Source organism: Neisseria sp. P0017.S009 (assembly GCF_051957375.1).
Taxonomy (GTDB): domain Bacteria; phylum Pseudomonadota; class Gammaproteobacteria; order Burkholderiales; family Neisseriaceae; genus Neisseria; species Neisseria perflava.
Genome location: NZ_JBQCWL010000005.1, coordinates 38,933 through 65,676, shown reverse-complemented (window position 1 = coordinate 65,676; position 26,744 = coordinate 38,933). Strand labels below are relative to the sequence as shown.

At 52.3% G+C, this 26,744-nt stretch carries 22 protein-coding genes, 2 tRNA genes and 1 riboswitch; of the genes, 5 read left to right on the top strand and 19 right to left on the bottom strand.

Features of this window, described 5'->3' with window-relative positions; genetic code table 11:
• Positions 1-7 precede the first annotated feature (7 nt).
• Positions 8-784 carry a tRNA threonylcarbamoyladenosine dehydratase gene (locus ACTHTG_RS07265; protein WP_003748819.1) on the bottom strand — a complete coding sequence of 259 codons (777 nt, stop codon included), beginning with the start codon at positions 782-784 and terminating at the stop codon, positions 8-10.
• Positions 785-970: 186 nt separating this feature from the next.
• On the opposite strand from ACTHTG_RS07265, the gene ACTHTG_RS07260 reads away from it, so the two are divergent.
• On the top strand, positions 971-1,435 hold the full coding sequence (locus ACTHTG_RS07260) for a universal stress protein (protein WP_003680896.1): 465 nt from the start codon (positions 971-973) through the stop codon (positions 1,433-1,435).
• 84 nt (positions 1,436-1,519) lie between these two features.
• On the opposite strand, the gene hemL is transcribed toward ACTHTG_RS07260, so the two are convergent.
• Positions 1,520-2,803: a glutamate-1-semialdehyde 2,1-aminomutase gene (gene hemL, locus ACTHTG_RS07255; RefSeq protein ID WP_049336068.1), complete on the bottom strand. Its 1,284-nt coding sequence runs from the start codon at positions 2,801-2,803 to the stop codon at positions 1,520-1,522.
• 198 nt (positions 2,804-3,001) lie between these two features.
• On the opposite strand from hemL, the gene ACTHTG_RS07250 reads away from it, so the two are divergent.
• From ACTHTG_RS07250 to ACTHTG_RS07240, 3 genes are all read left to right on the top strand, one after another.
• Positions 3,002-3,397, top strand: coding sequence for a hypothetical protein (locus tag ACTHTG_RS07250; protein WP_049333912.1), 396 nt, complete (start codon positions 3,002-3,004; stop codon positions 3,395-3,397).
• 73 nt (positions 3,398-3,470) lie between these two features.
• The gene (gene miaB, locus ACTHTG_RS07245; RefSeq protein WP_440360603.1) at positions 3,471-4,793 is read left to right on the top strand and encodes a tRNA (N6-isopentenyl adenosine(37)-C2)-methylthiotransferase MiaB; all 1,323 of its coding nucleotides are present in this window, start codon (positions 3,471-3,473) and stop codon (positions 4,791-4,793) included.
• Positions 4,794-5,021: 228 nt separating this feature from the next.
• Positions 5,022-6,332 (top strand): NCS2 family permease, encoded by a 1,311-nt coding sequence (locus tag ACTHTG_RS07240; protein ID WP_004519556.1) that lies wholly within the window; start codon positions 5,022-5,024, stop codon positions 6,330-6,332.
• Positions 6,333-6,415: 83 nt separating this feature from the next.
• Here the strand turns inward: ACTHTG_RS07240 and ACTHTG_RS07235 are convergent, their stop codons facing one another.
• From ACTHTG_RS07235 to gcvT, 15 genes are all read right to left on the bottom strand, one after another.
• Positions 6,416-6,973, bottom strand: coding sequence for a hypothetical protein (locus tag ACTHTG_RS07235; protein ID WP_039862107.1), 558 nt, complete (start codon positions 6,971-6,973; stop codon positions 6,416-6,418).
• A 394-nt stretch (positions 6,974-7,367) separates the two neighbouring features.
• Positions 7,368-7,442 (bottom strand) — tRNA-Glu (locus ACTHTG_RS07230).
• 12 nt (positions 7,443-7,454) lie between these two features.
• Positions 7,455-7,531: transfer RNA gene (locus ACTHTG_RS07225), tRNA-Arg, on the bottom strand.
• A gap of 132 nt (positions 7,532-7,663) precedes the next feature.
• Positions 7,664-9,022: a deoxyguanosinetriphosphate triphosphohydrolase gene (locus ACTHTG_RS07220; RefSeq protein ID WP_049336415.1), complete on the bottom strand. Its 1,359-nt coding sequence runs from the start codon at positions 9,020-9,022 to the stop codon at positions 7,664-7,666.
• A 56-nt stretch (positions 9,023-9,078) separates the two neighbouring features.
• Positions 9,079-10,338: a transcription termination factor Rho gene (gene rho, locus ACTHTG_RS07215; RefSeq protein WP_003680905.1), complete on the bottom strand. Its 1,260-nt coding sequence runs from the start codon at positions 10,336-10,338 to the stop codon at positions 9,079-9,081.
• A 244-nt stretch (positions 10,339-10,582) separates the two neighbouring features.
• Complete coding sequence (locus tag ACTHTG_RS07210) at positions 10,583-11,485, bottom strand: DMT family transporter (RefSeq protein WP_004519553.1); 903 nt, start codon at positions 11,483-11,485, stop codon at positions 10,583-10,585.
• A gap of 82 nt (positions 11,486-11,567) precedes the next feature.
• Positions 11,568-13,256, bottom strand: coding sequence for a glutamine--tRNA ligase/YqeY domain fusion protein (locus tag ACTHTG_RS07205; RefSeq protein ID WP_004519552.1), 1,689 nt, complete (start codon positions 13,254-13,256; stop codon positions 11,568-11,570).
• Positions 13,257-13,361: 105 nt separating this feature from the next.
• Positions 13,362-14,141, bottom strand: coding sequence for a DeoR/GlpR family DNA-binding transcription regulator (locus tag ACTHTG_RS07200; RefSeq protein ID WP_004519551.1), 780 nt, complete (start codon positions 14,139-14,141; stop codon positions 13,362-13,364).
• 73 nt (positions 14,142-14,214) lie between these two features.
• Positions 14,215-14,928 (bottom strand): GntR family transcriptional regulator, encoded by a 714-nt coding sequence (locus ACTHTG_RS07195; protein WP_004519550.1) that lies wholly within the window; start codon positions 14,926-14,928, stop codon positions 14,215-14,217.
• 261 nt (positions 14,929-15,189) lie between these two features.
• Positions 15,190-15,609: an OsmC family protein gene (locus tag ACTHTG_RS07190; RefSeq protein WP_003679886.1), complete on the bottom strand. Its 420-nt coding sequence runs from the start codon at positions 15,607-15,609 to the stop codon at positions 15,190-15,192.
• A 111-nt stretch (positions 15,610-15,720) separates the two neighbouring features.
• Positions 15,721-16,530: a bifunctional hydroxymethylpyrimidine kinase/phosphomethylpyrimidine kinase gene (thiD, locus tag ACTHTG_RS07185; RefSeq protein WP_440360602.1), complete on the bottom strand. Its 810-nt coding sequence runs from the start codon at positions 16,528-16,530 to the stop codon at positions 15,721-15,723.
• 224 nt (positions 16,531-16,754) lie between these two features.
• On the bottom strand, positions 16,755-19,607 hold the full coding sequence (gene gcvP / locus ACTHTG_RS07180) for an aminomethyl-transferring glycine dehydrogenase (protein WP_440360601.1): 2,853 nt from the start codon (positions 19,605-19,607) through the stop codon (positions 16,755-16,757).
• 55 nt (positions 19,608-19,662) lie between these two features.
• Positions 19,663-20,214: a DNA-3-methyladenine glycosylase I gene (locus ACTHTG_RS07175; RefSeq protein WP_440360600.1), complete on the bottom strand. Its 552-nt coding sequence runs from the start codon at positions 20,212-20,214 to the stop codon at positions 19,663-19,665.
• A gap of 107 nt (positions 20,215-20,321) precedes the next feature.
• Complete coding sequence (gcvH, locus tag ACTHTG_RS07170) at positions 20,322-20,720, bottom strand: glycine cleavage system protein GcvH (RefSeq protein WP_308881727.1); 399 nt, start codon at positions 20,718-20,720, stop codon at positions 20,322-20,324.
• A gap of 147 nt (positions 20,721-20,867) precedes the next feature.
• Positions 20,868-21,968 carry a glycine cleavage system aminomethyltransferase GcvT gene (gene gcvT / locus ACTHTG_RS07165; RefSeq protein ID WP_440360599.1) on the bottom strand — a complete coding sequence of 367 codons (1,101 nt, stop codon included), beginning with the start codon at positions 21,966-21,968 and terminating at the stop codon, positions 20,868-20,870.
• Positions 21,969-22,178: 210 nt separating this feature from the next.
• Positions 22,179-22,276: riboswitch (glycine riboswitch) on the bottom strand.
• 207 nt (positions 22,277-22,483) lie between these two features.
• Between gcvT and ubiB the strand changes: the two genes are divergently transcribed.
• Complete coding sequence (ubiB, locus tag ACTHTG_RS07160) at positions 22,484-23,995, top strand: ubiquinone biosynthesis regulatory protein kinase UbiB (protein WP_440360598.1); 1,512 nt, start codon at positions 22,484-22,486, stop codon at positions 23,993-23,995.
• Between the two features lie 75 nt (positions 23,996-24,070).
• Here ubiB and ACTHTG_RS07155 read toward each other — a convergent pair whose 3' ends face one another.
• Positions 24,071-25,441 (bottom strand): chloride channel protein, encoded by a 1,371-nt coding sequence (locus ACTHTG_RS07155; RefSeq protein ID WP_004519541.1) that lies wholly within the window; start codon positions 25,439-25,441, stop codon positions 24,071-24,073.
• A 77-nt stretch (positions 25,442-25,518) separates the two neighbouring features.
• Positions 25,519-26,739 (bottom strand): bifunctional glutamate N-acetyltransferase/amino-acid acetyltransferase ArgJ, encoded by a 1,221-nt coding sequence (argJ, locus tag ACTHTG_RS07150; protein WP_004519540.1) that lies wholly within the window; start codon positions 26,737-26,739, stop codon positions 25,519-25,521.
• Positions 26,740-26,744: the final 5 nt, after the last annotated feature.

The following is a 26,744-nucleotide window of genomic DNA, read 5'->3' as shown; positions in this document are numbered from 1 at the left end:
CTACCCCTCACTTCCGCCCTGCGATATGCTCCACCGCCGCCTGCGCACAATACAACCCAAACGAAGCCGTCACCAGCATACTCGCGCCATAGCCCGCGCAGGACAAACCTTGCGGCGCGGCATCGGTCGAACACGCTTCGCCGGATTGCGGCGGCGTAATATTCTCGGTTGAATAAACGCAAGGCACGCGCATTTTTTCTTTGGTATCGCGGCTGAAGCCGTAGCGTTTGCGCAAGGTGTAGCGCAAGTTGGAAAGCAGCGGATCGTGGGTAACGCGGCTCAAATCGGCGGTTTGAATCAACGCCGGATTCTTCTGTCCGCCCGCGCCGCCGCTGATAATAAACGGTTGTTTATGTTGCACGAAATACGCCGCCATCGCCGCTTTGACACGGATTTGGTCGATGGCGTCGATGACGAAGTCAAAAGGCCGTCTGAAAAGCTCGTCCAGATTATCTTCCGTCACAAAATCTTCGATTTCCGTCACTTCGCATTGCGGATTGATTTGGGCAATGCGTTCGCGCAAAGCGGTAACTTTTGCCTTACCGAAATCATCGGTCAAAGCGTGCAACTGGCGGTTGACATTGGATTCGGCAACATTGTCCAAATCAATCAGCGTTAAACGACCGATGCCGCTCCTCGCCAACGCCTCCACCGCCCACGAGCCGACGCCGCCGACGCCGACCACGCACACATGCGCACGCGAAAAGCGCGCCAGCGCTTCGTCTCCGTAAAGTCTGGCAATACCGCCAAAGCGGCGCGAAGAAAGAAAAGCAGCGTCCTGCATAAGCAACCTTGTGATATATCAATAAATTAATGAAAAACGCGACAGGCGATTCGGACAGACATTATACTTGAAAGCAGATGGGCTGTTGTACCTGCCCGAAAGAGTTTATAATCGTTTCACATTCAGACAAGTTCTGATTTCATATTAAACGAAAGTGCCGCTACTCGGCGCAAAAGGAGAATGAATATGTACAAACATCTGGTTGTAGCCGTTGACGGTAGCGAGACCTCCCTCAATGCATTGAAACATGCCGCCGAACTGGCAAGCCTCAACAAAGCCCAACTGACTTTGGTTCACGTTGCCAACCCTGCAGAATACATGGCTTTGGCTCCTGAATTCCTGCAACACGAAAGCTACGAAGCCGCCGCAGTGGCTCAAGGTAACGAAGTTTTGGATTTCGCAGAAAAAACAGCGCGTGAAAGCGGCGTTGAAAACATCGTGAAACACCTGTTGGTTGCCAACAAAGGCGCGCGCGAAATGGCGCAAGACTTGGTTGACTACGCCGACAACAACGGCGCAGACCTGTTGGTACTCGGCACACACGGCCGCACCGGCCTGATGCACCTGCTGATGGGCAGCTTCGCCGAGACCGTAATGCGTCAAAGCCACCTGCCTCTGCTGATTATCCGCAGCAAAGCTGAAGAAGCATAATCAAGCATTTATTTAAAATAGCGAAAGGCCGTCTGAATATTTTTCAGACGGCCTTTTTTCATTTTCACATGACAACTTCAGCTTTTATTTTGCCATTTCTTTGAACACTTCGTGTGCCACAGCAATGGTTTCGTCAATCAGCTCAGGCGTATGCGCGGCGGAAACAAAACCGGCTTCGTAAGCTGACGGGCCGAATGCGACATTGCGGTCGAGCATACCGTGGAAGAAATGTTTGAAACCGTCGATATTGGAACGCGCCATGTCGGCATAGTTTTGCGGCGTATGGCTGGCAAAATACAAACCAAACATACCGCCCACGCTGTCCGCCGTAAATTCAACGCCATGCGCTTTAGCCGCGTCGGCAATACCGTTGGCGAGGCGTTGGGTCAGGGCAGTCAGGTTTTCATAGAAGCCTTCGCGCTGAATGATTTCCAGCGTTTTCAAACCGGCCGCAACCGCAATCGGATTACCGGACAATGTGCCTGCCTGATACACGCCGCCCAACGGGGAAATACATTCCATAATGTCTTTACGGCCACCGAACGCCGCCAAAGGCATACCGCCGCCGATCACTTTGCCCATGGTGGTCAAATCAGGCTTGATGCCGTGCAAAGATTGCGCACCGCCCAGCGCCACGCGGAAACCGGTCATCACTTCGTCGTAAATCAACACGGCACCGTGTTTTTCAGTCAATTCGCGCAAGGCTTTGACAAAGGCTTCAGACGGCCTAACCAGATTCATATTGCCGACAAAAGGCTCCAAAATCACACAGGCAATGTCATTGCCGCTTTGGGCAAAGGCTTCTTCCAGTTGGGCGATATTGTTGTATTCGAGTACCAAAGTGTGTTTGGTAAAGTCGGCAGGCACACCGGCGGAAGAAGGGTTGCCAAACGTCAGCAGACCGCTGCCTGCTTTCACCAACAGGCTGTCGGAATGGCCGTGGTAGCAGCCTTCAAACTTGATGATTTTGTCGCGTCCGGTAAAACCGCGTGCCAGACGGATGGCGGTCATCGTTGCTTCCGTGCCGGAGCTGACAAGGCGCAGCTGCTCGACGGACGGCATGATTTTAGCGATTTCTTCGGCAATGACAATTTCGCCTTCAGTCGGCGCACCAAACGACAAACCGCCCAATGCTGCTTCGCGCACGGCTTCAATGACTTCGGGATGGGCATGGCCGACAATCGCAGGGCCCCAAGAGCCGACATAGTCGGTATAACGCGTGCCGTTTTCGTCCCAAACATACGCGCCTTCTGCCTTTTTGATAAAGCGCGGTACGCCGCCGACGCTGCCGAATGCGCGCACAGGAGAGTTCACGCCGCCGGGAATAATGGCTTTGGCGCGGTTGAACAAGCTTTCATTACGGTTCATGGTCAATTCTTTCGTAAGAGGTCGTCTGAAAATCAAATCGATGCCATTTTAACACCAAATCCTTTTCAGACGGCCCAGGCTTCAAAATAAGAATCGGGCGCAAAATCAAAATTATTCTTTAAAAACAAACACTCTATCCATATTTTTCCTGCTTGTGCTATAATCCGCGACCTATTGAAACAATAAAAGAAAAGCATCATGTTACGCGGATTCATACTCAGCCTCGCCCTTTTGGCGTCCTCCCTCGTCCATGCACAACGCAGCCTGCCTGACGATATGGATGTGGCCGTTTTAAAAACCGTCGATCTGCCTTATCTGAAAGTCAGCAAAGGCGGTTTTTCTTGGACGCGCCTGCTGACCTTGGGCATTGTGGACGGCAACGCAGCCAAACTGCAAATCACCCGCTTCACCAAAATCCACGATGAAAACGACCGTTTCATCCCCATGGGCCGCCTGCTGAATCAAACCGGCAAAGCCGTTGCGTTCAAATACAACGAAGAAAGCCGCCTCGTCCGCGAAATCTGGATTTTGACCGACGCCGAGGCCGACAGGTTCATCGAACACGCCAAAAAGCAGAAAAAGGCGGAAGAATAATTTTTCAGACGACCAGAGTATTGCACAGGCCGTCTGAACCCTTTTACAACAAGCAAGTCAATCAAAACAAACCATGAAAAAAGTATTTATCCGCACCTTCGGGTGCCAAATGAACGAGTACGACAGCGAAAAAATGCTGTCCGTCCTCGCCGAAGAACACGGCGGCATCGAGCAGGTTACCCAACCTGACGACGCCGACATCATCTTGTTCAACACCTGCTCCGTGCGTGAAAAAGCGCAAGAGAAAGTCTTCTCCGACTTAGGCCGCGTACGTCCGCTCAAAGAAAAAAATCCCGACCTCATCATCGGCGTTGCCGGCTGCGTTGCCTCTCAAGAAGGTGAGAACATCGTCAAACGCGCTCCGTATGTGGACGTGGTTTTCGGCCCGCAAACGCTGCACCGCCTGCCCAAACTCATCGTCGATAAAGAAACCACCGGTCTGTCTCAAATCGACATTTCCTTCCCCGAAATCGAGAAATTCGACCACCTGCCGCCTGCGCGCGTAGAAGGCGGTTCGGCATTCATTTCCATTATGGAAGGCTGTTCCAAATACTGCTCTTACTGCGTCGTCCCTTATACCCGCGGCGAAGAATTCTCCCGCCCGCTCAACGACGTATTGACCGAAATTGCCGGTTTGGCGCAACAAGGCGTTAAAGAAATCAACCTCTTAGGCCAAAACGTCAATGCCTATCGCGGCGAAATGGAAAACGGCGAAATCTGCGACTTTGCCACTTTGTTGCGCATCGTCCACGAAATCCCCGGCATCGAACGCCTGCGCTTTACCACCAGCCATCCGCGCGAATTTACCGACGCGATTATCGAGTGCTACCGCGACCTGCCGAAGCTGGTTTCCCACCTGCACCTGCCGATTCAAAGCGGTTCCGACCGCGTATTGAGCGCAATGAAACGCGGCTACACCGCCTTGGAATACAAATCCATCATCCGCAAACTGCGCGCCATCCGTCCTGATTTGTGCCTCAGCTCCGACTTTATCGTCGGCTTCCCGGGCGAGACCGAGCGCGAGTTCGAGCAAACCTTGAAACTGGTGAAAGACATTGCCTTCGACTTGAGCTTCGTCTTTATTTACAGTCCGCGCCCAGGTACGCCTGCCGCCAACCTGCACGACGACACGCCGCACGAAGAAAAAGTGCGCCGCCTCGAAGCTTTGAACGAAGCCATCGAAGCCGAAACCGCGCGCATCAATCAAACCATGATCGGCACGGTTCAACGCTGCTTGGTTGAAGGTATCTCCAAAAAAGACCCTGACCAACTGCAAGCCCGTACCGCCAACAACCGCGTGGTCAACTTTACCGGCACACCCGACATGATCAACCAAATGATCGATTTGGAAATCACCGAAGCCTACACCTTCTCCCTGAAAGGCAAACCGGTATAAGCACACACAAACAAAGGCCGTCTGAAACTGTTCAGACGGCCTTTATCTTGGCTTGGCCCGGCATTATCTGATTCATGTATTTTTATTACCCGAACAAAAGGCTTTTCAGTATAATACCGCCCGAAAATTCCCTTATCTGTTGAGAAGTTAAGGAGCAAATCCGAGCTTCCGGCAGTTAAACCCGCTGATACCGTCCTTAAACGGCTTTCCCCAAAGGAATATCTCGAAATGAGTTCTTCAAATCAAAGCGTTTTGGAAAGATTATTCAACCTCAACGCCAATCAGACCAACGTCCGCACGGAAATTATGGCCGGTGTGACAACCTTCCTCGCCATGTGCTACATCATCATCGTCAATCCCCTGATTTTGGGCGAAACCGGCATGGATATGGGCGCAGTATTTGTGGCCACCTGTATCGCCTCCGCCATCGGCTGTTTCGTGATGGGCTTTGTCGGCAACTACCCGATTGCCCTCGCTCCGGGCATGGGTTTGAACGCCTACTTTACCTTTGCCGTCGTCAAAGGCATGGGCGTGGACTGGCGTGTGGCTTTGGGTGCCGTTTTCATTTCAGGCATTATTTTCATCCTGTTCAGCTTCTTTAAAGTACGCGAAATGCTGGTCAACGCCCTGCCTATGGGCTTGAAAATGTCGATTGCCGCAGGTATCGGCCTCTTCTTGGCATTGATTGCACTCAAAGGCGCAGGCGTGATTGTGGCTAATCCTGCCACATTGGTCGGCTTGGGCGACATCCACCAGCCCACCGCCCTGCTGGCGATGGCAGGCTTTGTCATGGTGGTTGCACTTGGCCACTTCCGCGTTAAAGGCTCTATCATCATTACCATTCTAACGCTGACCGCCGTCTCCACCATCTTGGGCTTGAGCGAGTTCAAAGGCGTGGTCGGCGAAGTTCCGAGCATTGCACCAACATTCATGCAGATGGACTTCAAAGGCTTATTCACCGTCAGCATGGTCAGCGTGATTTTTGTATTCTTCCTGGTTGACCTGTTTGACTCTACCGGCACATTGGTCGGCGTTTCCCACCGCGCAGGCCTGTTGCAAGACGGCAAACTGCCGCGTTTGAAACGCGCCCTGCTTGCCGACTCTACCGCCATCGTTGCAGGCGCCGCCTTGGGTACTTCTTCTACCACCCCTTACGTTGAAAGCGCGGCAGGCGTTTCTGCCGGCGGCCGTACCGGCCTGACTGCCGTTACCGTCGGCGTACTGATGCTTGCCTGTCTGATTTTCTCCCCGCTGGTTCAAAGCATTCCTGCATTCGCTACCGCACCCGCCCTGCTCTATGTTGGCGCGCAAATGTTGCGCAGCGCGCGTGAAATCGATTGGGACGACATGACCGAAGCCGCACCGGCATTCCTGACCATCGTCTTCATGCCGTTTACCTACTCGATTGCCGACGGTATTGCGTTTGGCTTTATCAGCTATGCACTCATCAAACTCTTGTGCAACCGCACTCAAGACGTACCGCCTATGGTATGGATTGTCGCCGTGTTGTGGGCATTGAAATTCTGGTTCTTGGGTTAAACTGCTCAAAAGAACAGGCCGTCTGAAAACTTTTCAGACGGCCTGTTTTATTTTACCCAGCGTTTAAAGCTGTCGGTAAAAGATTATTTTTTCACTTTTTTAGCAGCTGGTTTAGCGGCAGCTTTCGCGCCTTTGTCCAATGCGCAGAAACGGGTAGCGATTTGGTCAACCACTTCTTGTTTGCCATTTACTTCGGTAGTACCGCGGATAGTCAGCATGTTGCCATCAACTTTGTCCACGTTGGCTGCAGTGGCTGCTTCAGCAATCCAAGCAACATTGCCGCCCCAGAATGCGTTTACATCTTTGCTGCTGTCAGTAATACGGAACAGGTTTTCAGTTACTTGGCCTTTGTATTTTACTTGTGCAGCAACAACTTCGTTGCCTTTGAAGCCATACATTACGCTCAGAGGCTCTTTGCCGTCTTTACCGCATTTGTAGTGAACTTCTTTAGTACCGTCGATAGAGTCTACTTTCAAAGTATTAGGTACTGGAGCTTGAGCTTGTTGAGCCTGAGCTTGAGTTTGTTGTTGCGCAGTAGGCGCAGCTTTAGCTTCAGGTTTAGCTTTAGAACCGCTGCTACATGCAGTCAGGGCAACAGCCGCCAAAACGGCAGGAACGATTAATTTAACATTCATATTCATAATTGACTCCCAAATGGTTTCAATAAAAAACCGGCAAACGCCGGCTGACATTTACACATTAACAGAGATATTCCGTCTTGTCTTTATCTCAGACGGCATTTTTTAAGAAAAGTTCAAATAAATATTTTTATTTTCTAAAATCAAGAAATTATAAATATGAAATCATGTAAATTCAGGTTTAGGAACTCTTAAGATGAATACTGTTGTCAATAAATCGGGTTTTGACAATGGTAAAATGAGATTGAAAAGCGCATAGAGATGACAAAATTCAGGGCAATTGATTTTACACACTTCTGTCTCTTGAGTTGCTGAGCATTTCAGACGGCCTTAGAACACAAACAGTAAATGCAATAAAAAAACGCAATCTGAAACAGATTGCGTTTTTTTTGAAAACTGGCACGCCCACGGGGAATCGAACCCCGGTTACCGCCGTGAAAGGGCGATGTCCTAACCGCTAGACGATGGGCGCGGATAAATCTTGTGGCGCACCCGGAGCGATTCGAACGCCCGACCCTCTGGTTCGTAGCCAGATACTCTATCCAACTGAGCTACGGGTGCATCCTCATCACTTCGCAAGTGCGTTGTGAATCAAGAAGACCGAATGATATAGGCTTTACTAAAGCCTGTCTACTCTTTTCACAGAAACTTTTTATATTTTTATTTAACCAATTGAAGTTAAACAATATAAAATTAACGTAAAATCCCTACTCCTGACAAATCCTGCGCCATTTTAGCGGCGGAGTTATCGGTCATGCCGCCGACAAAATCCAAAATCTTCATATAGGCCTGATACAGACTGTCTTCAGGAAGAATCGGATTGTGCTTTTTCAATAATTCCAACGCCAAAGACTGACGCGTTGCTAACTGTTTTTCTGCAATCAGGGCATAGGCGGCAGGGACGAGCAAATCTAAGATGGAGCCTAAGCATGGGAACGTGGCAATCTCGGTCAAGAGCTTGGTGTGATGGCGGAAAATCCGTGTTTGTGCCAATTCTTTCGCTTTTGCCAAAGTGTTTTGCACTTGCGGGCTGCACAGAGCAAGCAGGTCTTTGCCTTTGAATGTTCCGTCCAACAAGTCGGACTGATGCAGCATAAAGGTTTGCGCGACATCATCAATCGCCTTGCCGATCGCAATGCCGCGCAACATGGCGCAACGCTGACGGCTGGAGCTGGCGTGCCATGCGCTTTCGGCGAAGGTCAGCTCGGACAAAATACTTTCTACTTCCGTATCCGTGAGCAAATCCAATTCGACGGCATCTTCCAAATCCAGCAAGGCATAGCAAATATCGTCGGCAGCCTCCATCAAATAAGACAAAGGATGGCGCGCCCAGCTGTCTACTCCCGCGGAAACCAGCCCCAATTCGTCGGCAACTTGACGGATAAACGGCAACTCGGTTTGATAAATATTGAATTTCTTTCTGCCGTTTGGATGTTGCGTTGTCCACGGATACTTCAGCAATGCGCCGATGGCTGCCGCAGTCAGGCGCATTCCGCCTGCCTCCGGATACATTTCAAGGCTGGCGACGATACGCAGGCTATGCGCATTGCCTTCATAGGTTTGAATATCGTTGCGTTCCGCTTCGTTTAATGTGTTCAGATAAATTTGATGTTCAGGCCGTCTGAACCAATCACGCAAAGCATCTTCGCCGGTATGGCCAAACGGCGGATTGCCCAAATCATGAGCCAAACAGGCAACCTGCACCACGGCACCAATATCGCTGGGCGTATTGCCCTGCGGCAGAAAACCGCCGTTATGCAACATCACGCCCACGCGGTTGCCCAAGCTCCTGCCCACGCTGGCAACTTCAACGCTGTGCGTCAGGCGGTTGTGCGTCAAGTCATGTTGCGCCAGCGGATGCACCTGTGTTTTACGGCCAAGGCGGCGGAAGGCTCCGGAAAAAACAACCCGGTCGTAGTCGATGTGAAAATCCGTACGCAAGGCATCGGCACCTTCTTGAGTCGAAGGGGTAACGGTCGGCACGATTTCGCCGTTTTTAGTACGGAAGCGTTGGGTGGATAATAAGTTTTGCCAATTCATTCGGATGGTCATAAAGGTTCCTCAAGCAAAGTAAAGGCCGTCTGAAACATATTCAGACGGCCTTATGCTTATTTACCGCGCATCAATTCAAAGAAATCGTCGTTATTTTTAGAGTCTTTGAGTTTGCCCACCAAAAACTCGGTCGCTTCGATTTCGTCCATAGGATGCAGGAATTTGCGCAAGAGCCACATGCGTTGCAACTGATCGTTCGGCACCAGCAATTCTTCGCGGCGCGTACCGGATTTATTGATACTAATGGCCGGGAACAGGCGTTTTTCGGCCATACGGCGGTCAAGGTGCAATTCCATATTGCCCGTGCCTTTGAACTCTTCGTAAATCACGTCGTCCATGCGGCTACCGGTTTCAACAAGCGCTGTCGCAATAATGGTAAGCGAACCGCCCTCTTCCACATTACGCGCTGCGCCGAAGAAGCGTTTCGGACGGTGCAAGGCGTTGGCATCGACACCGCCGGTCAAGATTTTGCCCGAAGTCGGCACAACGGTATTGTAGGCGCGCGCCAAACGGGTAATCGAATCCAGCAGGATGACCACGTCTTTTTTGTGTTCAACCATACGTTTGGCTTTTTCAATCACCATCTCGGCCACTTGTACATGGCGTTGCGCCGGTTCATCAAACGTAGAGGAAACGACTTCGCCGCGTACAGAACGGCTCATTTCGGTCACTTCTTCCGGACGCTCGTCAATCAACAGGACAATCAGCTCGACATCGGGATAATTGGCGGTAATAGCGTGGGCAATGTTTTGCAACATCACGGTCTTACCGGTTTTAGGCGGCGCCACCAACAATGCACGTTGGCCTTTACCGATTGGGGAAACCAAGTCGATAGCGCGGCCGGTCAGATTCTCTTCGGCTTTGATGTCGCGCTCAAGTTTGAATTGTTCGGTTGGGAATAAAGGCGTGAGGTTTTCAAAGAGGATTTTGTGTTTGCAGACTTCAGGCTGATCGCCGTTGATGGTATCGAGGCGGACAAGTGCGAAATAGCGTTCGTTGTCTTTAGGTACGCGCACGCTGCCTTCGATGGTGTCACCGGTGTGCAGATTGAAGCGGCGGATTTGCGTGGGCGAAACATAAATATCGTCAGGACCGGCAAGGTAAGAAGTATCTGCGCTGCGCAGGAAACCGAAGCCGTCGGGCAGGATTTCGAGTGTGCCGGAACAGGTAAAGCTGACATTTTGCTTCATCATCTGGCGGACGATGGCAAAAACGAGGTCTTGTTTGCGGAAACGGTTGGCGTTTTCAATGCCATGTTCTTCTGCCATTTCCAAGAGTTTGGAAATGTGGAGGGTTTGGAGTTCTGAAACGTGCATAGTATTGATATATTTTGAATAGTATCAGAGAGATGGCACAAAGGCCGTCTGAAAGTATGAAATCGTGCCGCAGGATACGGTAGATTTTTGAGAAAGTTGAATTTTAGGCAGTTGGAGGCAGGGTGTCAAATTTTTAAATCGAACACTGAGCCGAGACTATAATCTTACCATGCAATAAGATTATGGCCGGCAACAGCTTGGCAATCGCAACCCTATCGACCAAAATCCGAGTATTTACCCAACTTCAGACGGCCTTTTGCCCGTACCGCATCAGCGTCATGCCGCCGACCGCTGCCGCACAGCCCGCAACCAGCGAAATATGCAGCGGTTCGCCCAAAAACCACGCCGAAGACAGCACACCGAAAATCGGCACGAGCGTAATATACGCCGCCGCGCTGCCTGCACCCAAAGTCTTCACGCCTTCGAAATACCACGCGTAGGCCAATACCGTCGCGCCGATGACCAGCCACGCCAAGGCTGTCCAGCCTCGCCCATCCATTGCCGCTATCGCCTCAAACGGCATTCCGTCCGTCCACAACGCCACCACCGACAACATCAACGCACCAATGAACGACGTTGCCGTCGTTACCGTCAGCACATCTATCCCACGCAAAACCGCGCGACCAATTAAAGTATAAGCCGCCCAACAAACCACGCAACCGAAAATCAGCCACTCTCCTGCCTTGATGCCGCCCGATAACACTGTCAACGGCTGCCCTTGCGTTACCACCATAATGGCACCGCCGACCGCCAGCAGCATACCCGCCAAAATCTTCACATTTAAACGCTCGCCGAAAAACCAAGTTGCCAACAGCAGTGTCAATACCGGATTCACCGCCACGACTACCGCCGCCTTGCCTGCCGGCATAGTCTGCAAACCCAGCATAAAAAACACCGCATAACCGCACACGCCAACAGAAGCGGCTGCCGTCAAACCCAGCCATTGCCGCGCCGACAAAGCCGCCAAAGTCGCGAACCTGCTGCGCGCAAACAACCAGCCCAACAACAAAACCGAAGCCAAGACAAACCGAACCGCCCCGCCCGTCAGCGGCGGCAGCGACTGCCCCAACATCCGCCCCATCGGCCAAGACGCACCCCACAACACCGCCATTCCCAGCAGTTTCAAATGTACAGAATAACGTTCCATCTTATCCCTTTATCGACAAAGGCCGTCTGAAAACCGGATTTCAAGTTTTCAGACGGCCTTCAATATAGCGACTGCAAACAGATTACTTAGGCTGCCAAGAATCTTTCAGCGTCACCGTGCGGTTAAACACCGGCATGTCTTTGCTGTGGTCTTTGCGGTCGGTTACGAAGTAGCCGATGCGTTCAAACTGCCAACGGCTTTCTGCCGGCAGATCTTTTGCGACAGGTTCGGCGTAGGCAGTGATTTCCTTGATGGATTCTGGATTGAGGAAATCGGTAAACGGCAGATAGTTGCCGTCTTCGCCGCGCACGGCATCAGGACGCTCGACGGTAAAGAGGCGGTCGTACAGGCGGACTTTAATTTCGACGGCGTGTTCGGCAGAAACCCAATGAATCACGCCTTTAACTTTGCGGCCTTCGGGATTTTTGCCCAAGGTATCGTGGTCGATGCTGCATTTGAGTTCAACCACATTGCCTGCCTCGTCTTTTACTACTTCATCACACTTAATCACATAGCCGTGGCGCAAACGCACTTCTCCGCCGGGAACCAGGCGTTTGAAGCCTTTGGGCGGATTTTCGGCAAAGTCGTCGGCTTCGATGTAGATGGTTTGTGAAATAGGTACTTCGCGATCGCCCATTTCTTCGTGGTTCGGATGGAACGCGGCACGGCGGCTTTGGGTTTTGCCGGCTTCAAAGTTGGTCAGGGTCACTTTGAGCGGATTCAAAACCGCCATCAGGCGTGGCGCAGAGTTCTCCAACTCTTCACGAATCGCGCCTTCCAACACGCTCATGTCGACGATGTTTTCAGATTTGGAAATACCGGCGCGTTTGGCAAACAGGCGCAGGCCTTCGGGCGTGTAACCGCGGCGGCGCATACCGGAAATGGTCGGCATACGTGGGTCGTCCCAGCCGGAAACGTGGCCGTCTGAAACCAGTTGGTTCAGCTTGCGTTTGGACGTGATGGAATACAGAAGCTCCAAACGGGAAAACTCGTATTGGCGCGGACGTGTGGCGTGCGGCGCAGGAATGTTGTCCAACACCCAGTCGTACAGCGGACGGTGTGCTTCAAATTCGAGTGTACACAAGGAATGCGTGATGCCTTCGATAGCATCGGAAATGCAGTGCGTGTAGTCGTACATCGGATAGATGCACCATTTGTCGCCGGTGTTGTGGTGATGGGCGCGGCGGATACGGTAGATGACGGGGTCGCGCATATTGATATTGCCTGCCGCCATATCGATTTTCAGGCGCAAGGTTTTGCTGCCGTCGGGGAACTCGCCGTTTTTCATGCGTGTGAACAGGTCGAGGTTTTCTTCAATACTGCGGTCGCGGTAAGGGCTGTTTTTGCCTGCTTCGGTCAGCGTACCGCGGTATTCGCGCATTTCTTCGGGCGTCAAATCATCGACATACGCTTTGCCGTCTTTGATTAAACCGACAGCGTAGTCGTAAAGCTGGTCGAAATAGTTGGAAGCGAAACGTGGCTCGCCCGCCCAATGGAAGCCCAACCATTCGACGTCTTCTTTGATGGCATTGACGTATTCGTCGTTTTCTTTTTCAGGGTTGGTGTCGTCGAAACGCAGGTTGCACAAGCCGTCGTAAATATAAGCCAAACCGAAGTTCAAGCAGATGGATTTGGCGTGGCCGATGTGCAAGTAACCGTTCGGCTCAGGCGGGAAGCGGGTTTGGATGGCTGTATGTTTCCCGCTTTTGAGGTCTTCATCGATGATGGTGCGGATAAAGTGGTTGTCCGCGAATTGGTCTTTATTCAACATAATATTTCTTTGATAGGAAAATGATTTTCTGTTTTCAGACGGCCTGAGCATTCAATCAGGCCGTCTGAAAGGAATGGAATGATGGCTCAATTGTACCCGACTTGGCTACTTTGATACAGGGTCGGCAACCTGCCACGCCACGCCGCGCTCGTTTAGGGTTTTCTGCATGGCGGCGGATGGTGTGCGGTCGGTAAACAGCTTATCGAATGCGCCGATATCGCCCAGTCTGACCAAGGCATTGCTGTTGAATTTGCTGTGATCGACACCAAGATAGCGCACGCGGGCATTGTTCACCATCGCCTGCATGACGCTGACTTCCTTGTAATCGTCATCCAAAAGCGAGCCGTCGTTTTCTATACCGTGGGTACTCATGATGGCATAGTCGACTTTGAATTGGTTGATGAAATCGACGGTCGCCACGCCGGTAATACCGCCATCCAAGGGGCGGACCACGCCGGAAGCGATGATAACCGTGTAGTCGGTACGCGCCGCAGTGATGGAGGCGGCGTAGATATTGTTGGTGATAATCCGCAGGTTTTTACGCTGTCTGACCAACTCGGCGGCGACGGCTTCCATGGTGGTACCGATGCTGATAAACAGCGAGGCATTGTCGGGAATGGTGGAAGCAATCAGACGGGCAATGGCGTTTTTTTCCTGCTGCTGATGGTTGCGCCGCTCCTGCCCTGCCGTTACGACTGAAACATCGCCCAAAGATGCGCCGCCGTGATAGCGTTTGAGCTGTCCGGTCTCACTTAACTCCTGCACATCGCGGCGTATGGTTTGCGGCGTAACATCCAAATTCGCCGCCAACTCTTCCACCGTCATGAAGTTATGTTCGCGGACAAGGGTGAGGATATGTTCGTGTCTTTGGATTTTGGGTTTCATGGCGTTTCGTTTTGTAGGGATAAACCAATGGCCGTCTGAATATTTCAGACGGCCTTTTTCATTGTCAAACCGATTACATCTCGAGTTTCTGTTCCAAGCGTTCCATACACGCGCCTAAGTGGCGGCGCATGACTTTGGTCACACGGTTGCGCTTGCCTGCCAGCAATAAATCGAGGATTTCTCGGTGTTCATGGTGCGAATTGGAATCGATGTTGCGCTTTTCTTTGCGAAGCGGATCGGAAACGGCCACAATCAATGAAGAGCGCGCGCACAAGGTATTCATGATTTCAAACAGGACATCGTTGTCCAGCAGCCGCGCCAATTCGACATGGAAGGCATTGGACAGGCGGTTCCAACCCACGCGGTCGCCGCTTTCGGAGGCTGCGCCCTCTTGCTCAATCATGGCATAAAGCGGTTGCAGACGCGTTTCCAAATCAGGCATATCGATAAGGACGCTCAAAATCATGCTTTCCATTTCGATACGCGTGTTGAACACGTCTTTCATTTCTTTCAAGTCCGGCACATGGACAAATGCGCCGCGGTTGGGCTGCAAATCGACGATTTTATCGTGCGCCAAAAGCGATAATGCGCCACGCACGGTATTGCGGGAGCAAACCATTTGTCGGCAAAGCTCGGACTCGGTCAGTTTTTTGCCCGGCAGCAGCAGATGGTCGGTAATACCGTCCAAAATCAATGCGTACACGCGGAAGAGTTCCGAATCGTGACGTTCTTCCAAAATAAGCGATGAAGTTGCAGGCGCAACGTTGGTATTATTTTCGTAATCCATAATGTTTCCCCAATATCCGTATTAAGGCGCAAGCGTTTACAAACCTGCAGCTTTCGGGGGTGTTTAAAATATAATTAAAAATTGTTGACAATGTTAAACGAAACTTGCACAATGAGATCAACAAGCCAAGTTATAAAGGCTGATAGAGAGAGAGAAAAAGGAATAAAAAGCAAGCAGATATATTCATGTTAATGCGTGAATATATCTGCTTTTTTTGTGCGTAGCCGGTTCACGCTCCGGCACTCCCATCCTGAAACCGCCCTATTCTGTTTCGACGATCTCGAAGCTGTGGCTCATTTTTGCCGCTTTACCCAGCATAATCGATGCGGAGCAATATTTTTCGGCAGACATCTGTACGGCGCGTTCAATCGCGCTTTCTTGCAAATCCCGACCATACACTTTGAAGTGGATATGGATTTCGGTAAACACGCGCGGCGCGGTGTCGGCGCGTTTGGCAGTCACTTCGGCACGGCAGTCGGTAATTTTTTGACGTTGTTTCTCGGCAATCATCACGACATCGATGCTGGAGCAGCCTGCTACACCCAACAACAGCATTTCCATCGGGCTAGGGCCGCGTTTGACTTCGCCTTCAGCCGCCGCGCCTTCCATCACAACGCTGTGTCCGTTTGCCGTTGTACCGACGAAGCACATTCCGTCTATCCATTTTGAGGTAACTTGCATGGTGTCTTTTTTATCCGTAAAAGCATTAATCTGATATTGTAAACAATTTCAAGTGATAAACCTAGTCAGGCCGTCTGAAAAATACAATCAATTACAATCGGCCTAAACGCATTATTCGTCCCGATACGCCCAATGGTTGACCGGCCCGTGCCCTGCCCCGATACCCAAAGGATGGGAAATGGCGGCGGCAATATAGTTTTTTGCCGTTTGAACCGCTTCAGGAACGCCAAACCCTTTTGCCAACTCGGCTGTGATGCAGGCAGAAAACGTGCAGCCTGTGCCATGCGTATGCGACGTTGGGAAACGTTTGCTGTTCAGCTCGATGGTTTCGTATGGCGTAAACAGCCAGTCGGTGCAATATTCGCTTTGGCTGTCGGCAAGATGGCCGCCTTTAATCACCACATTTTTCACGCCCCAATCCTGAAGAATTTTGGCGGCGCGTTCCGCATCTTGGCGGTTTTCAATATTGATACCCGTCAAAGCCTGCGCTTCGGGCAGATTGGGGGTCAATACGTCCGTATGCGGCAGCAGCAGGCGTTTCATGGCTTCGACGGCCGAGTTTTCCAACAACGGGGCACCGCCTTTGGCAATCATGACCGGATCCAACACGCGTTTGCCGAAGTCGCATTCGGCGGTTTGTTCCGCCACGCATTCGATGATTTCCGCCGTACCCAGCATGCCGATTTTATAGGCACGGATTTGAAAATCCTCCTGAATCGCAGCAATTTGCGCGGCAATCATGTCGGTCGGTATCGGATGCACTGCCGATACGCCCAAAGTATTTTGTGCGGTAACCGCGGTCAGTACGCTGGTACCGAACACGCCGCGCATCTGAAATGTCTTCAAATCCGCCTGTATGCCCGCGCCGCCGCCGGAATCTGAGCCGGCAATCGTCAGCGTTTGAATAAAAAGTTCGTCCATCGTGTCCTCCTGTTTTTCAGACGGCCTTGTGTTTATCGTTGTTGAGAGCAGTTTGGTTTTATCCGCAAACAAAGGCATTCGCCGTCTATTTTTCCGAATGCCTTATCTGTTGTTTTACCAAAAACAAATGTATGTTCTCGGGCGAAATATCTTAACAAACAAAAGGCCATCTGAAAACTATTTTCATTTTCAGACGGCCTGTTCAATTTTAAACCTATTCAGGCTTAATCTTCGTATGCATCAATCGGCAAGCAGGAGCAAACAAGATTGCGGTCGCCATACACTTCATCTACCCGTTTGACGCTCGGCCAGAATTTGTTTTCGCGCACGAAAGGCAGCGGGAAGACGGCTTCTTCGCGGGAGTACGGATGCGCCCATTCGCCGGTTACATCTGCGGCGGTATGCGGAGCGTTGACCAGCGGGTTGTCCTCTTCCGGCCATTCGCCGCGCTCGACTTTCAGCACTTCCTGTTTGATTTGTTTCAGGGCGGCGATGAAGCGGTCGAGTTCGGCTTTGCTTTCGCTCTCGGTCGGCTCGATCATCAGCGTACCGGCAACGGGGAAGGAGACGGTCGGGGCGTGAAAGCCGTAGTCCATCAGGCGTTTGGCGATGTCGGTTTCGGTGATGCCGCTTTCGGCTTTAAGCGGACGCAAATCGACGATACATTCGTGCGCGACGCGGCCGTTTTTGCCTGCATACAGAATCGGATAGTCTTCGCTCAAGCGTTTGGCGATGTAGTTGGCGTTGAGCAATGCCCAGCGTGTTGCCTGTTCCATGCCTTGTTTGCCCATCATGGTCAGGTACATCCAAGTAATCGGCAGGATGGACGCAGAACCGAAGGCCGCAGCAGCAACGGCGGTTTGGTCGGCACTGGCGCTGTGGGTGTCGGTCAAAGCGTGTCCCGGTGCAAATGGGGCGAGGTGGGCTTTCAAACCGATAGGGCCGACGCCCGGACCGCCGCCGCCGTGAGGGATACAGAAGGTTTTGTGCAGGTTCATGTGCAACACGTCCGCGCCGACTTCGGCAGGCTGCATGATGCCAATTTGGGCGTTGAGGTTGGCACCGTCCATGTAAACCTGTCCGCCGTTTTCATGGATGATGCGGCAGATGTCGCGGATGCCTTCTTCGTACACGCCGTGGGTGGACGGGTAAGTAATCATGATGGCGGACAAAGCGTCGCGGTATTGCTCGGCTTTGGCTTTCAAATCGTCGATGTTGACGTTGCCGTGTTCGTCGGTATCGACAACGACGACTTTCAAACCTAGCATAGCGGCAGTCGCAGGGTTGGTGCCGTGGGCGGATTTGGGAATCAGGCAGATGTTGCGGTGTCCCTCGCCGTTGGCTTCTTGATAGCGGCGGATGGAGAGCATGCCGCTGTATTCGCCCTGCGCGCCGGAGTTGGGCTGGAAGGAAATCGCGTCAAAGCCGGTGATGGCTTTCAGGTTGTTTTCCATATCAGCAAGCAATTCGCGGTAGCCTGCGGCTTGGTCTTTGGGGGCGTAGGGGTGGATGTCGGTGAACTCTGCCCAAGTAATCGGCAACATTTCCGCAGTCGCATTGAGCTTCATGGTGCAGCTACCGAGCGAAATCATGCTGCGGTTCATCGCCAAGTCGCGGTCTTCGAGTTTTTTCAGGTAGCGCAACATTTCGTGTTCGGTGTGGTAACTGTTGAACACAGGATGTTGCAGAATGTCGTCTTGACGCAGCAATTCGGCGTTCAGACGGCCTTTGACATCATCGGCAAATGTGAACGTATCTTTGCCGGTAAACGCGCGGTACAAATCGACCAAATCTTCGTATGCCGACGTTTCATGGAATGCAGCCGCAACTTGAGTATCGTTGACGCGGCGCAGGTTGTAACCCAATTCCAAAGCAGCGGCAAACACTTGGTCTGCTTTCTCTTTGCTGCCGAAATCAACGGTAACGGTATCGAAGAAGACTTTGTGAACCACATTCAGGCCGTCTGAAACCAGCGCATCGGCAAAGGCAGAAGCCAGCGCATGAATGCGGTTGGCAATGCGTTTTACGCCTTCAGGGCCGTGGTAAACGGCATACATACCGGCCAAGTTCGCCAGCAATGCTTGTGCGGTACAAATATTGGATGTCGCTTTTTCGCGGCGGATGTGTTGCTCGCGGGTGGACAAAGCCATGCGCAAGGCAGGCTTGCCCGATGCGTCTTTGGACACACCGATGATACGGCCTGGGGCAGAACGCTTGAACTCGTCTTTAAACGCGAAATAAGCAGCGTGCGGACCGCCGAAGCCCATCGGCACGCCGAAGCGTTGGGTGTTACCCAAAGCAATATCTGCGCCCAATTCAGCCGGAGACTTCAGCAAAACCAAGCTCATGATGTCGGCGGCAACGGCCACGATTGTGCCTTTTGCTTTCAGACGGCCGATAACGTCCTGCAAGTCTTGCACGTCGCCGTCTTTGCCGACGTATTGGAACAGCGCGCCGAAGTATTCGCCTTCATCCGCTTTAGCAAAATCGCCGACCACCAGCTCGAAGCCGAAATATTTGGCGCGGGTTTTCATCACGTCCAAAGTCTGCGGATAGACGCGCGCATCCACAAAGAAACGCTCGGATTTCACTTTGCCCACGCGGTGCGCCATCGCCATCGCTTCCGCCGCGGCAGTTGCCTCATCCAACAAAGACGCGCCTGCCACAGGGAAACCGGTCAAATCGATACACACTTGTTGGAAGTTCAACAAAGCTTCCAAACGACCTTGGGCAATTTCCGCCTGATACGGGGTGTAGGCAGTGTACCAACCCGGATTTTCCAATACGTTGCGCAAAATCACGTTCGGCACGCGGGTCGGGTAATAGCCCAAACCGATATAGGATTTGTTGATCACGTTTTTAGACGCGATGCCTTTCAATTTCGCCAACGCATCCGCCTCGGTCAACGCTTCGGGCAAATCGAGTTCGGACGGCATACGGATGCTTTGCGGCACGGTGTTGCCGACAAAATCATCCATGCTCTTCTCGCCGAGCGCTTCCAAAAGCGCAGCCTCGTCGCCAAAACTCAAATGGCGCGCGGCAAATTCGTTCGGGTTGAACAATTCAGATAGTTTCATTTCTACTCCTTCGGTGTTATCGATATCAACACTGTTTTTTCTTGCAGATGTTGTTTCAGACGGCCTCCGCCCACTTTGGACGACATGCCAATATTTCCCTATAAACCGGACAGGTTTCCACATGCGCTCCAGGTAGGTAGCCGGTACTCATCAGAAATTCGCCGACGATTTCGCCACCGACAAATTTGAAATGTTTTTTAAACAGCTTCACCCATTCAGCCTTGTCGAGCGGATGGTGTGTATCCAGCCAGTTTTTGAATGAGCCGTATTCTTGCCGTATTTGTTTGATTTGTCGCGCGTTATAAATGGCTGCGTTGATTTTCAGGCGGTTGCGGACGATGCCTGCATCGGCAAGCAGCCGCTCAATATCGGCTTCGTCAAATGCGGCGACCGTATCGATGTCGAAACCTTTAAATGCCGTCTGAAATGCCCGTTGCTTCTTCAGCATCAGCGTCCAGCTCAATCCTGCCTGATTGATTTCCAACACCAGCCGCTCAAACAATTCATTGTCATCCTCAATCGGAAAACCGTATTGCGTGTCGTGATAATGTTGGTTGGGGTTGTCCGTATCGTCGGGAAGCGTGTCGACAAATTCGCAGTAATTCATGTTTGTTGAGGGAAAATTGAAACAAAGGCCGTCTGAAAGCATTTTTCAGACGACCTAAGACCTGCAATATCAAACAGGCGTAAAACCTGTTTGGATGTTTGCAAAAATCAAGCTACTTCGCCTGCGTATTGTTCGGCACTCAGCAGACCGTCGTAATCGGCAGGGTTGGCAGGTTTGATTTTGAAGAACCAGCCTGCGCCGTAAGGGTCGCTGTTGGCAGTTTCCGGAGCGCTTGGCAAATCTTCGTTGACGGCAACGATTTCGCCTGCAATCGGAGCGTATACGTCAGATGCGGCTTTTACAGACTCAACCACACCGGCTTGTTCTTCGGCAGCCAGGTTTGCGCCGACTTCAGGCAGCTCGACAAACACGATGTCGCCCAACAGCTCTTGCGCGTGATGGGTAATGCCGACAGTAATGGTACCGTCTTCTTCAAGGCGCAGCCATTCGTGGCTGGCAACGTATTTCAGTTCGGCTGGGATGTTGCTCATGGTTTGATACTCCATTAATAGGGGGTTATTTTCAGACGGCATCTTCATGAATCAATATCCACAGATGCCTTGTTCAATGCTTTCTACAAACGTCCGTACCGGACGACAATTAAAACCTGCTTTCAGACGGCCCTTAACAAATAAAGGCCGTCTGAACCGATATTAATCAAACTGTTTTTGACCGTTGCGGACGAACGGCAGCTTCAGTACGCGTACGTCCACTTCTTTGCCGCGAATCAGGACTTTGGCGGTATCGCCGTCAAAGTCTTTCGGTACGCGCGCGATGGCGATGGATTGTTTCAGGCTTGGAGAGAATACGCCGCTGGTGGTTTCGCCTTGGCCTTTGTCGGTCAACACTTCCATATGCGCGCGCAGGATGCCGCCTTTTTCAAGCAACAGGCCGACCTGTTTCACGGCAACGCCTTTTTCTTTCAATGCCAGCAAGGCAGCTTTACCGACGAAGTCGCGGCTTTCGTCTTTCAAGTCAACGGTCCAACCCATGCCTGCTTCGAGCGGGCTGGTGTTATCGTCCATATCGTTGCCGTAGAGGTTCATACCGGCTTCCATGCGCAGGGTGTCGCGTGCACCGAGGCCGCAAGGTTGTACGCCTGCTGCTTGCAGGGCTTTGAAGAATGCGACGGCTTCAGCACCCGGCAGAATCACTTCGACGCCGTCTTCGCCGGTATAGCCTGTACGGGCGACAAACCAGTCGTTGCCCAAGTCTGCACCTTGGAACGGTTTGAGGCTGTGAATCACGTCCGCCCATTCAGGTTTGACAGTCAGGAGTTTTTCGATGGCTTTCGGGCCTTGTACGGCGAGCATGCCAAGGTCGTAGCGCGGATTGAAGGCAACGCCGAACTCTTGTCCGACTTTGTGGAATTGTGCCGTATCTTTTTCGCGAGTCGCGCCGTTGGACACGATGCGGTATTGGGTTTCGGCTTCGTTGGTGCGGTAAACGATCAAATCGTCAATCACGCCGCCGTTGTCGTTGAGCAAAGCGGAATAAAGGGCTTTGCCGACAAAAGCGAGTTTGGCGACATCGTTGGCAATCAATTTGCGGAAAAAGGCTTTGGCATTTGCGCCCGCTACGTCGGTAACGAGCATATGGGATACGTCAAACATACCGGCATCGGTGCGCACGGCTTCGTGTTCGGCGATTTGTGAACCATAATGGATGGGCAGCTCCCAGCCGGCAAAATCTACCAGCTTCGCGCCTGCATCTTGATGGGCTTGATGAAATGGGGTGGTTTTCAGAGCAGTCATTCTCAAGTTTCTCCGGATTTTTTGTTCAGATGCCGCCCGCGCACCTGTGCGCGGATGACCCTATCTGTCCTTGGACCTGAGATTTTCGGCCGTATCCGCATGATGGCAAACCAGTCTGCTCACTGCTTTGCGCGGTTGTCTGAATGGTGGTTCAGACGGCCTTCTCCCCTTCGGTGGACGTTATTCCAACGCCGCTCTCCAGATTGTTTGTTTCAATGTGCAGTCCCTGATACCTGAGCGATTTAAGGGTGTCTGCGCCTTCGGTGGTTACATTGTAGTTGGGTGTAACACTCTCCTGCACATTTCCCGATTATGTCTTGAATCGGCAGTTTGGGCAAGTAGCCGACGAATATTTATGATATGAATATTCGTCTTTATTATTGAGGCGGTAAAACCTAAGCCTTTATAAAATTGTTAGCTATGCGGCAAATGTTTTTGCAAAAGTCTCAGGCCGTCTGAAGCCCTTACCTGTTTTTCCTATATAATTCTGTTTTTTCGATTTATCTGCGTCCATCATGAACCGCCTCAAACGCATCAAAACCATCCTCTGCACGCTCTACCGCTACCGCCTTGCCGAGCTGATTGCCTCGCTGGTCCGTCCGGGTTGGGCGCGGACTTTCCTCAATATGCTGCCGCAGTCGTCCAAGTTCAAACACGAGACGCCTGCCGTGCGCCTGCGTTTGGCGTTGGAAAGCCTAGGGCCGATTTTCATCAAATTCGGACAGGTATTGTCCACGCGCCCCGATTTGATTCCGCACGATTACGCGGTCGAACTGGCAAGGCTGCAAGACAAAGTGCCGCCGTTTGACGCGCAGCTTTCACGCTCGCAAATCGAAAAATCACTGGGCCAATCTATCGACACTTTATACGAGGAATTTGAAACTGAGCCTGTCGCCAGCGCGTCCATCGCCCAAGTACACAAAGCCCGCCTGCATTCGGGCGAACAGGTCGCAGTGAAAGTCTTGCGCCCCAACCTTTTGCCCGTTATCGAACAGGATTTGTCGCTGATGCGCTTTGGTGCAGGCTGGGTGGAGCGTTTGTTTTCAGACGGCAAGCGTTTGAAGCCGCGCGAAGTAGTGGCCGAATTCGACAAATACCTGCACGACGAATTGGACTTGATGCGCGAAGCCGCCAATGCCAGTCAGCTCGGACGCAATTTCCAAAACAGCAATATGCTGATCGTGCCGAAGGTGTTTTACGACTACTGCACCAGCGATGTGCTAACCATCGAATGGATGGACGGCACGCCGGTATCCGATATCGCCAAACTCAAAGCCGACGGCATTGATTTGCACAAACTTGCCGATTACGGCGTGGAAATCTTCTTCACGCAAGTTTTCCGCGACGGCTTTTTCCATGCGGATATGCACCCCGGCAATATTCTGGTCGCCGCCGACAACCGTTACATCGCCCTCGATTTCGGCATCGTCGGTACGCTGACCGATTACGACAAACGCTATCTCGCCATCAACTTCCTCGCCTTCTTCAACCGTGATTACCACCGCGTCGCCACCGCCCACATCGAATCGGGTTGGGTGCCTGCCGATACGCGTGCAGAAGAATTGGAAGCCGCTGTCCGCGCCGTGTGCGAGCCTGTGTTCAACAAACCGATTTCGCAGATTTCCTTCGGCTTGGTGCTGATGCGCCTGTTTGAAGTCAGCCGCCGCTTCAATGTCGAAATCCAACCGCAGCTGGTATTGCTGCAAAAAACGCTGCTTAACATCGAAGGCTTGGGTCGCCAACTCGATCCCGATTTGGATTTGTGGAAAACCGCCAAACCGTTTTTGGTGCGCTGGATGAACGAACAGGTCGGCCCCAAAGCCCTTTGGCGCAACCTCAAAAACGAAGCCCCCGACTGGGCGCAAATCATCCCTTCACTGCCGCGCAAAATCAGTGCGCTGGTCGATGAAAACCGCCAGCAGGAAATGCGCGATGCCTATGTACACTTGGTCAAAGTACAGCAACGCCAAAGCCTGTGGCTGGGTGTGATTGCGGTTGTTTTGTTGCTGATTTTGCTGTTTAAATAAACTGCAATACAGCTTTAAATCACATATAAAAGGCCGTCTGAAATCTGATTTTCAGACGGCCTTTTTTATGCCTATCTATTCTTTTTTCTCATGCGGAACATGTCCGCTTTCGGCTTCGATATGCCGTCTGAAGCGCAAACCTGCGGCGTGGTAAAACGGATGCGGCGAGAATTGGCGCGAGACTTGCGAAGCGAAGATGCACGTCAGCAGCATCCAAAACAGCAAATTCTGTCCGCCCGTCATTTCCATTACCACCACGGCGGCGGTCAACGGCGATTGGGTCGCGGCGGCAAGGAATGCGGCCATGCAGAGCAAAACCGCGACATTGGACGCGTCGCCCAATTGCGCGAAAGAGGCCATGTGTTCGCCTATCATCGCGCCGATGGTTAACGACGGCGTGAAGATGCCGCCGGGAATGCCTGCCCAGTAGCTGAACACGGTCGCCGCCCATTTTGCGGCAGCCAAGCCGAACGGCGCTTCATATGCGCCTTTAAGAGCGGCTGCGGCTTCGTGATAACCCGTACCATAGGTTTTACCTTGATAAAACGTACCGAGCAACGCCAACAAGATACCCATTACAAAAGCGACCACCAACAAATGACGGCGGATGAAACTGCGCCAGCGTACCGGTGCGAATGCCGCCGCGCCGCGATACAAAAAGCTGCCGAACAATCCGCCAGCCACGCCGCAGACGATGCCCGACACCGCGGCCCACATCAGCATGTTTGGCAGCTCATGCCCTTGAAACCCTGAAAAATACGGGTTGTTGCCCTGTATCGCCACTTGAATGAAACCGGCTGCCAACACGCCCATCAGGATTTGGCGTTCCCAACGCAAAATCACGCCGCGCCCCAATTCTTCGATGGCAAACACCACGCCGGCCAAAGGTGCGTTAAACGCCGCTGCCAAACCGCCGGCCGCACCTGCGGCAATCAAATCGTTTTCCTGCATGCCCCTAAACGCCAGCCCGTGCTTTTTACACCAGGCGCCCCAAGCGTTCATGACCGCCGCACCCACTTGTACAGACGGCCCTTCCCTGCCGATCGATGCCCCCAAAATCATGCCCAAAAACGTCAGCGGAATTTTAAAAAAGGTTTCGCCCAGACGAATCAGACGGGTTTTCTGCGCGCCATACGGCAAAGACAACGAAGCGATGACTTGCGGAATACCGCTGCCGGAAGTGTACGGCGCAAATTTGCGCGTAAACCACGCCAAAAGCGGCAAACCCAGCGGCAAGGCCACCCACGCAAACCATGGATATTTTCCCACCAACAAAGCGTTCCATTCCAAAGCCAAATCCGCCAAGTACGCAAACATCAAAGCCGTCAGGGCAACCAGTGCCGATCCTGCCAGCAAAAACAGAAAGGCAATGCTCTTTTTCGACAGGCGTTTGGTTTGGCGGATTTTGTGGGCGAGGCGCGCCGCCCAAGTCTGTGGAAATTTCATAATAGGCACGCAGTCAATGTGTTCAGACGGCCTTGATACTTTTCTCAAAGGCCGTCTGAAAACAAGGATAAAGGTTTTTAAGAACGGTAATCCGCGTTAATCGACACATACTCGTGCGACAAATCGCAGGTATAGACGGCCGCCGTCGTATCGCCGCGTTGCAAATCGATGCGGACGGTAATTTCCGGACGATTCATCACGGCTTGTCCTGCTTCTTCGGTATAGCTTTCCGCACGGCCGCCGTTTTCAGCCACCAACACGTCATCCAGCCACATTTTCAAAGCATCGACGTCCAAGTCTTCAATACCGGCATAGCCGACGGCTGCCAACAGACGGCCCAAATTCGGGTCGGAGGCAAAGAAAGCAGTTTTTACCAAAGGCGAATGGGCGACGGCATAAGCCACTTTGCGCGCCTCTTCGCGGGTTTTCGCGTTTTGTACTTCAACCGTGATGAACTTGGTCGCGCCCTCGCCATCACGGACAATCGCCTGCGCCAATTCCAAAGCCAGCGAACCGAGCAATGCTTTGAGCTGCGCATAGCGCGGATCGGCGGTATTGTCGATTTCGCTCTGACCGCAACGGCCTGTCGCCATAATCACGAAGCTGTCGTTGGTGCTGGTGTCGCCGTCCACGGTAATCGTATTGAAACTTTCGTCTGCGATTTCTTGGGTCATCAGCTGCAAAATCGGTTGGGACACTTTGGCATCAGTGGCGATAAACGACAACATGGTCGCCATATTCGGATGAATCATGCCCGAGCCTTTGGAGATGCCGGTGGCGCGGACTGTGTGTTTTTCGCCGACCAAGCCTGTGCGTGAAGCGGCTTTCGGCACAGTATCCGTCGTCATGATGGCACGCGCCGCGTCCGACCAGAATGCAGGGCGCACTTGCGGCAAAGCGGCCACGATTTTATCCACAGGCAGCGGCTCCAAAATCACGCCGGTCGAAAACGGCATAATCTGATTGGATTGGCAGCCGACCTGCTCTGCCACCGCCGCGCACACTTTAATCGCGTCCAGACGGCCTTGTGCGCCGGTACCCGCATTGGCATTGCCCGTATTGATGACTAAGGCACACACGCCGTCTTGGTCAAACAGATGCGACTTGGCGATATGCACCGGTGCGGCGCAGAACCGGTTTTGCGTAAACACCGCGCCCACCGTATGTCCGCCGCCCAACACCATCAGCGTCAAATCGTCGCGGTCTTGTTGCTTGATGCCGGCACGACCTGTAAACAGACGGATACCGTCGATTTCCAACAATTCGTCTGCACGTTTTTCAGTCAAATTTACAGCCATATCAT

Bases quoted from the DNA above. Each gene is read 5' to 3' on its own strand.
- ACTHTG_RS07265 (WP_003748819.1), bottom strand. From the start codon at position 784: ATGCAGGACGCTGCTTTTCTTTCTTCGCGCCGCTTTGGCGGTATTGCC.
- ACTHTG_RS07260 (WP_003680896.1), top strand. From the start codon at position 971: ATGTACAAACATCTGGTTGTAGCCGTTGACGGTAGCGAGACCTCCCTC.
- hemL (WP_049336068.1), bottom strand. From the start codon at position 2,803: ATGAACCGTAATGAAAGCTTGTTCAACCGCGCCAAAGCCATTATTCCC.
- ACTHTG_RS07250 (WP_049333912.1), top strand. From the start codon at position 3,002: ATGTTACGCGGATTCATACTCAGCCTCGCCCTTTTGGCGTCCTCCCTC.
- miaB (WP_440360603.1), top strand. From the start codon at position 3,471: ATGAAAAAAGTATTTATCCGCACCTTCGGGTGCCAAATGAACGAGTAC.
- ACTHTG_RS07240 (WP_004519556.1), top strand. From the start codon at position 5,022: ATGAGTTCTTCAAATCAAAGCGTTTTGGAAAGATTATTCAACCTCAAC.
- ACTHTG_RS07235 (WP_039862107.1), bottom strand. From the start codon at position 6,973: ATGAATATGAATGTTAAATTAATCGTTCCTGCCGTTTTGGCGGCTGTT.
- ACTHTG_RS07220 (WP_049336415.1), bottom strand. From the start codon at position 9,022: ATGACCATCCGAATGAATTGGCAAAACTTATTATCCACCCAACGCTTC.
- rho (WP_003680905.1), bottom strand. From the start codon at position 10,338: ATGCACGTTTCAGAACTCCAAACCCTCCACATTTCCAAACTCTTGGAA.
- ACTHTG_RS07210 (WP_004519553.1), bottom strand. From the start codon at position 11,485: ATGGAACGTTATTCTGTACATTTGAAACTGCTGGGAATGGCGGTGTTG.
- ACTHTG_RS07205 (WP_004519552.1), bottom strand. From the start codon at position 13,256: ATGTTGAATAAAGACCAATTCGCGGACAACCACTTTATCCGCACCATC.
- ACTHTG_RS07200 (WP_004519551.1), bottom strand. From the start codon at position 14,141: ATGAAACCCAAAATCCAAAGACACGAACATATCCTCACCCTTGTCCGC.
- ACTHTG_RS07195 (WP_004519550.1), bottom strand. From the start codon at position 14,928: ATGGATTACGAAAATAATACCAACGTTGCGCCTGCAACTTCATCGCTT.
- ACTHTG_RS07190 (WP_003679886.1), bottom strand. From the start codon at position 15,609: ATGCAAGTTACCTCAAAATGGATAGACGGAATGTGCTTCGTCGGTACA.
- thiD (WP_440360602.1), bottom strand. From the start codon at position 16,530: ATGGACGAACTTTTTATTCAAACGCTGACGATTGCCGGCTCAGATTCC.
- gcvP (WP_440360601.1), bottom strand. From the start codon at position 19,607: ATGAAACTATCTGAATTGTTCAACCCGAACGAATTTGCCGCGCGCCAT.
- ACTHTG_RS07175 (WP_440360600.1), bottom strand. From the start codon at position 20,214: ATGAATTACTGCGAATTTGTCGACACGCTTCCCGACGATACGGACAAC.
- gcvH (WP_308881727.1), bottom strand. From the start codon at position 20,720: ATGGAGTATCAAACCATGAGCAACATCCCAGCCGAACTGAAATACGTT.
- gcvT (WP_440360599.1), bottom strand. From the start codon at position 21,968: ATGACTGCTCTGAAAACCACCCCATTTCATCAAGCCCATCAAGATGCA.
- ubiB (WP_440360598.1), top strand. From the start codon at position 22,484: ATGAACCGCCTCAAACGCATCAAAACCATCCTCTGCACGCTCTACCGC.
- ACTHTG_RS07155 (WP_004519541.1), bottom strand. From the start codon at position 25,441: ATGAAATTTCCACAGACTTGGGCGGCGCGCCTCGCCCACAAAATCCGC.
- argJ (WP_004519540.1), bottom strand. From the start codon at position 26,739: ATGGCTGTAAATTTGACTGAAAAACGTGCAGACGAATTGTTGGAAATC.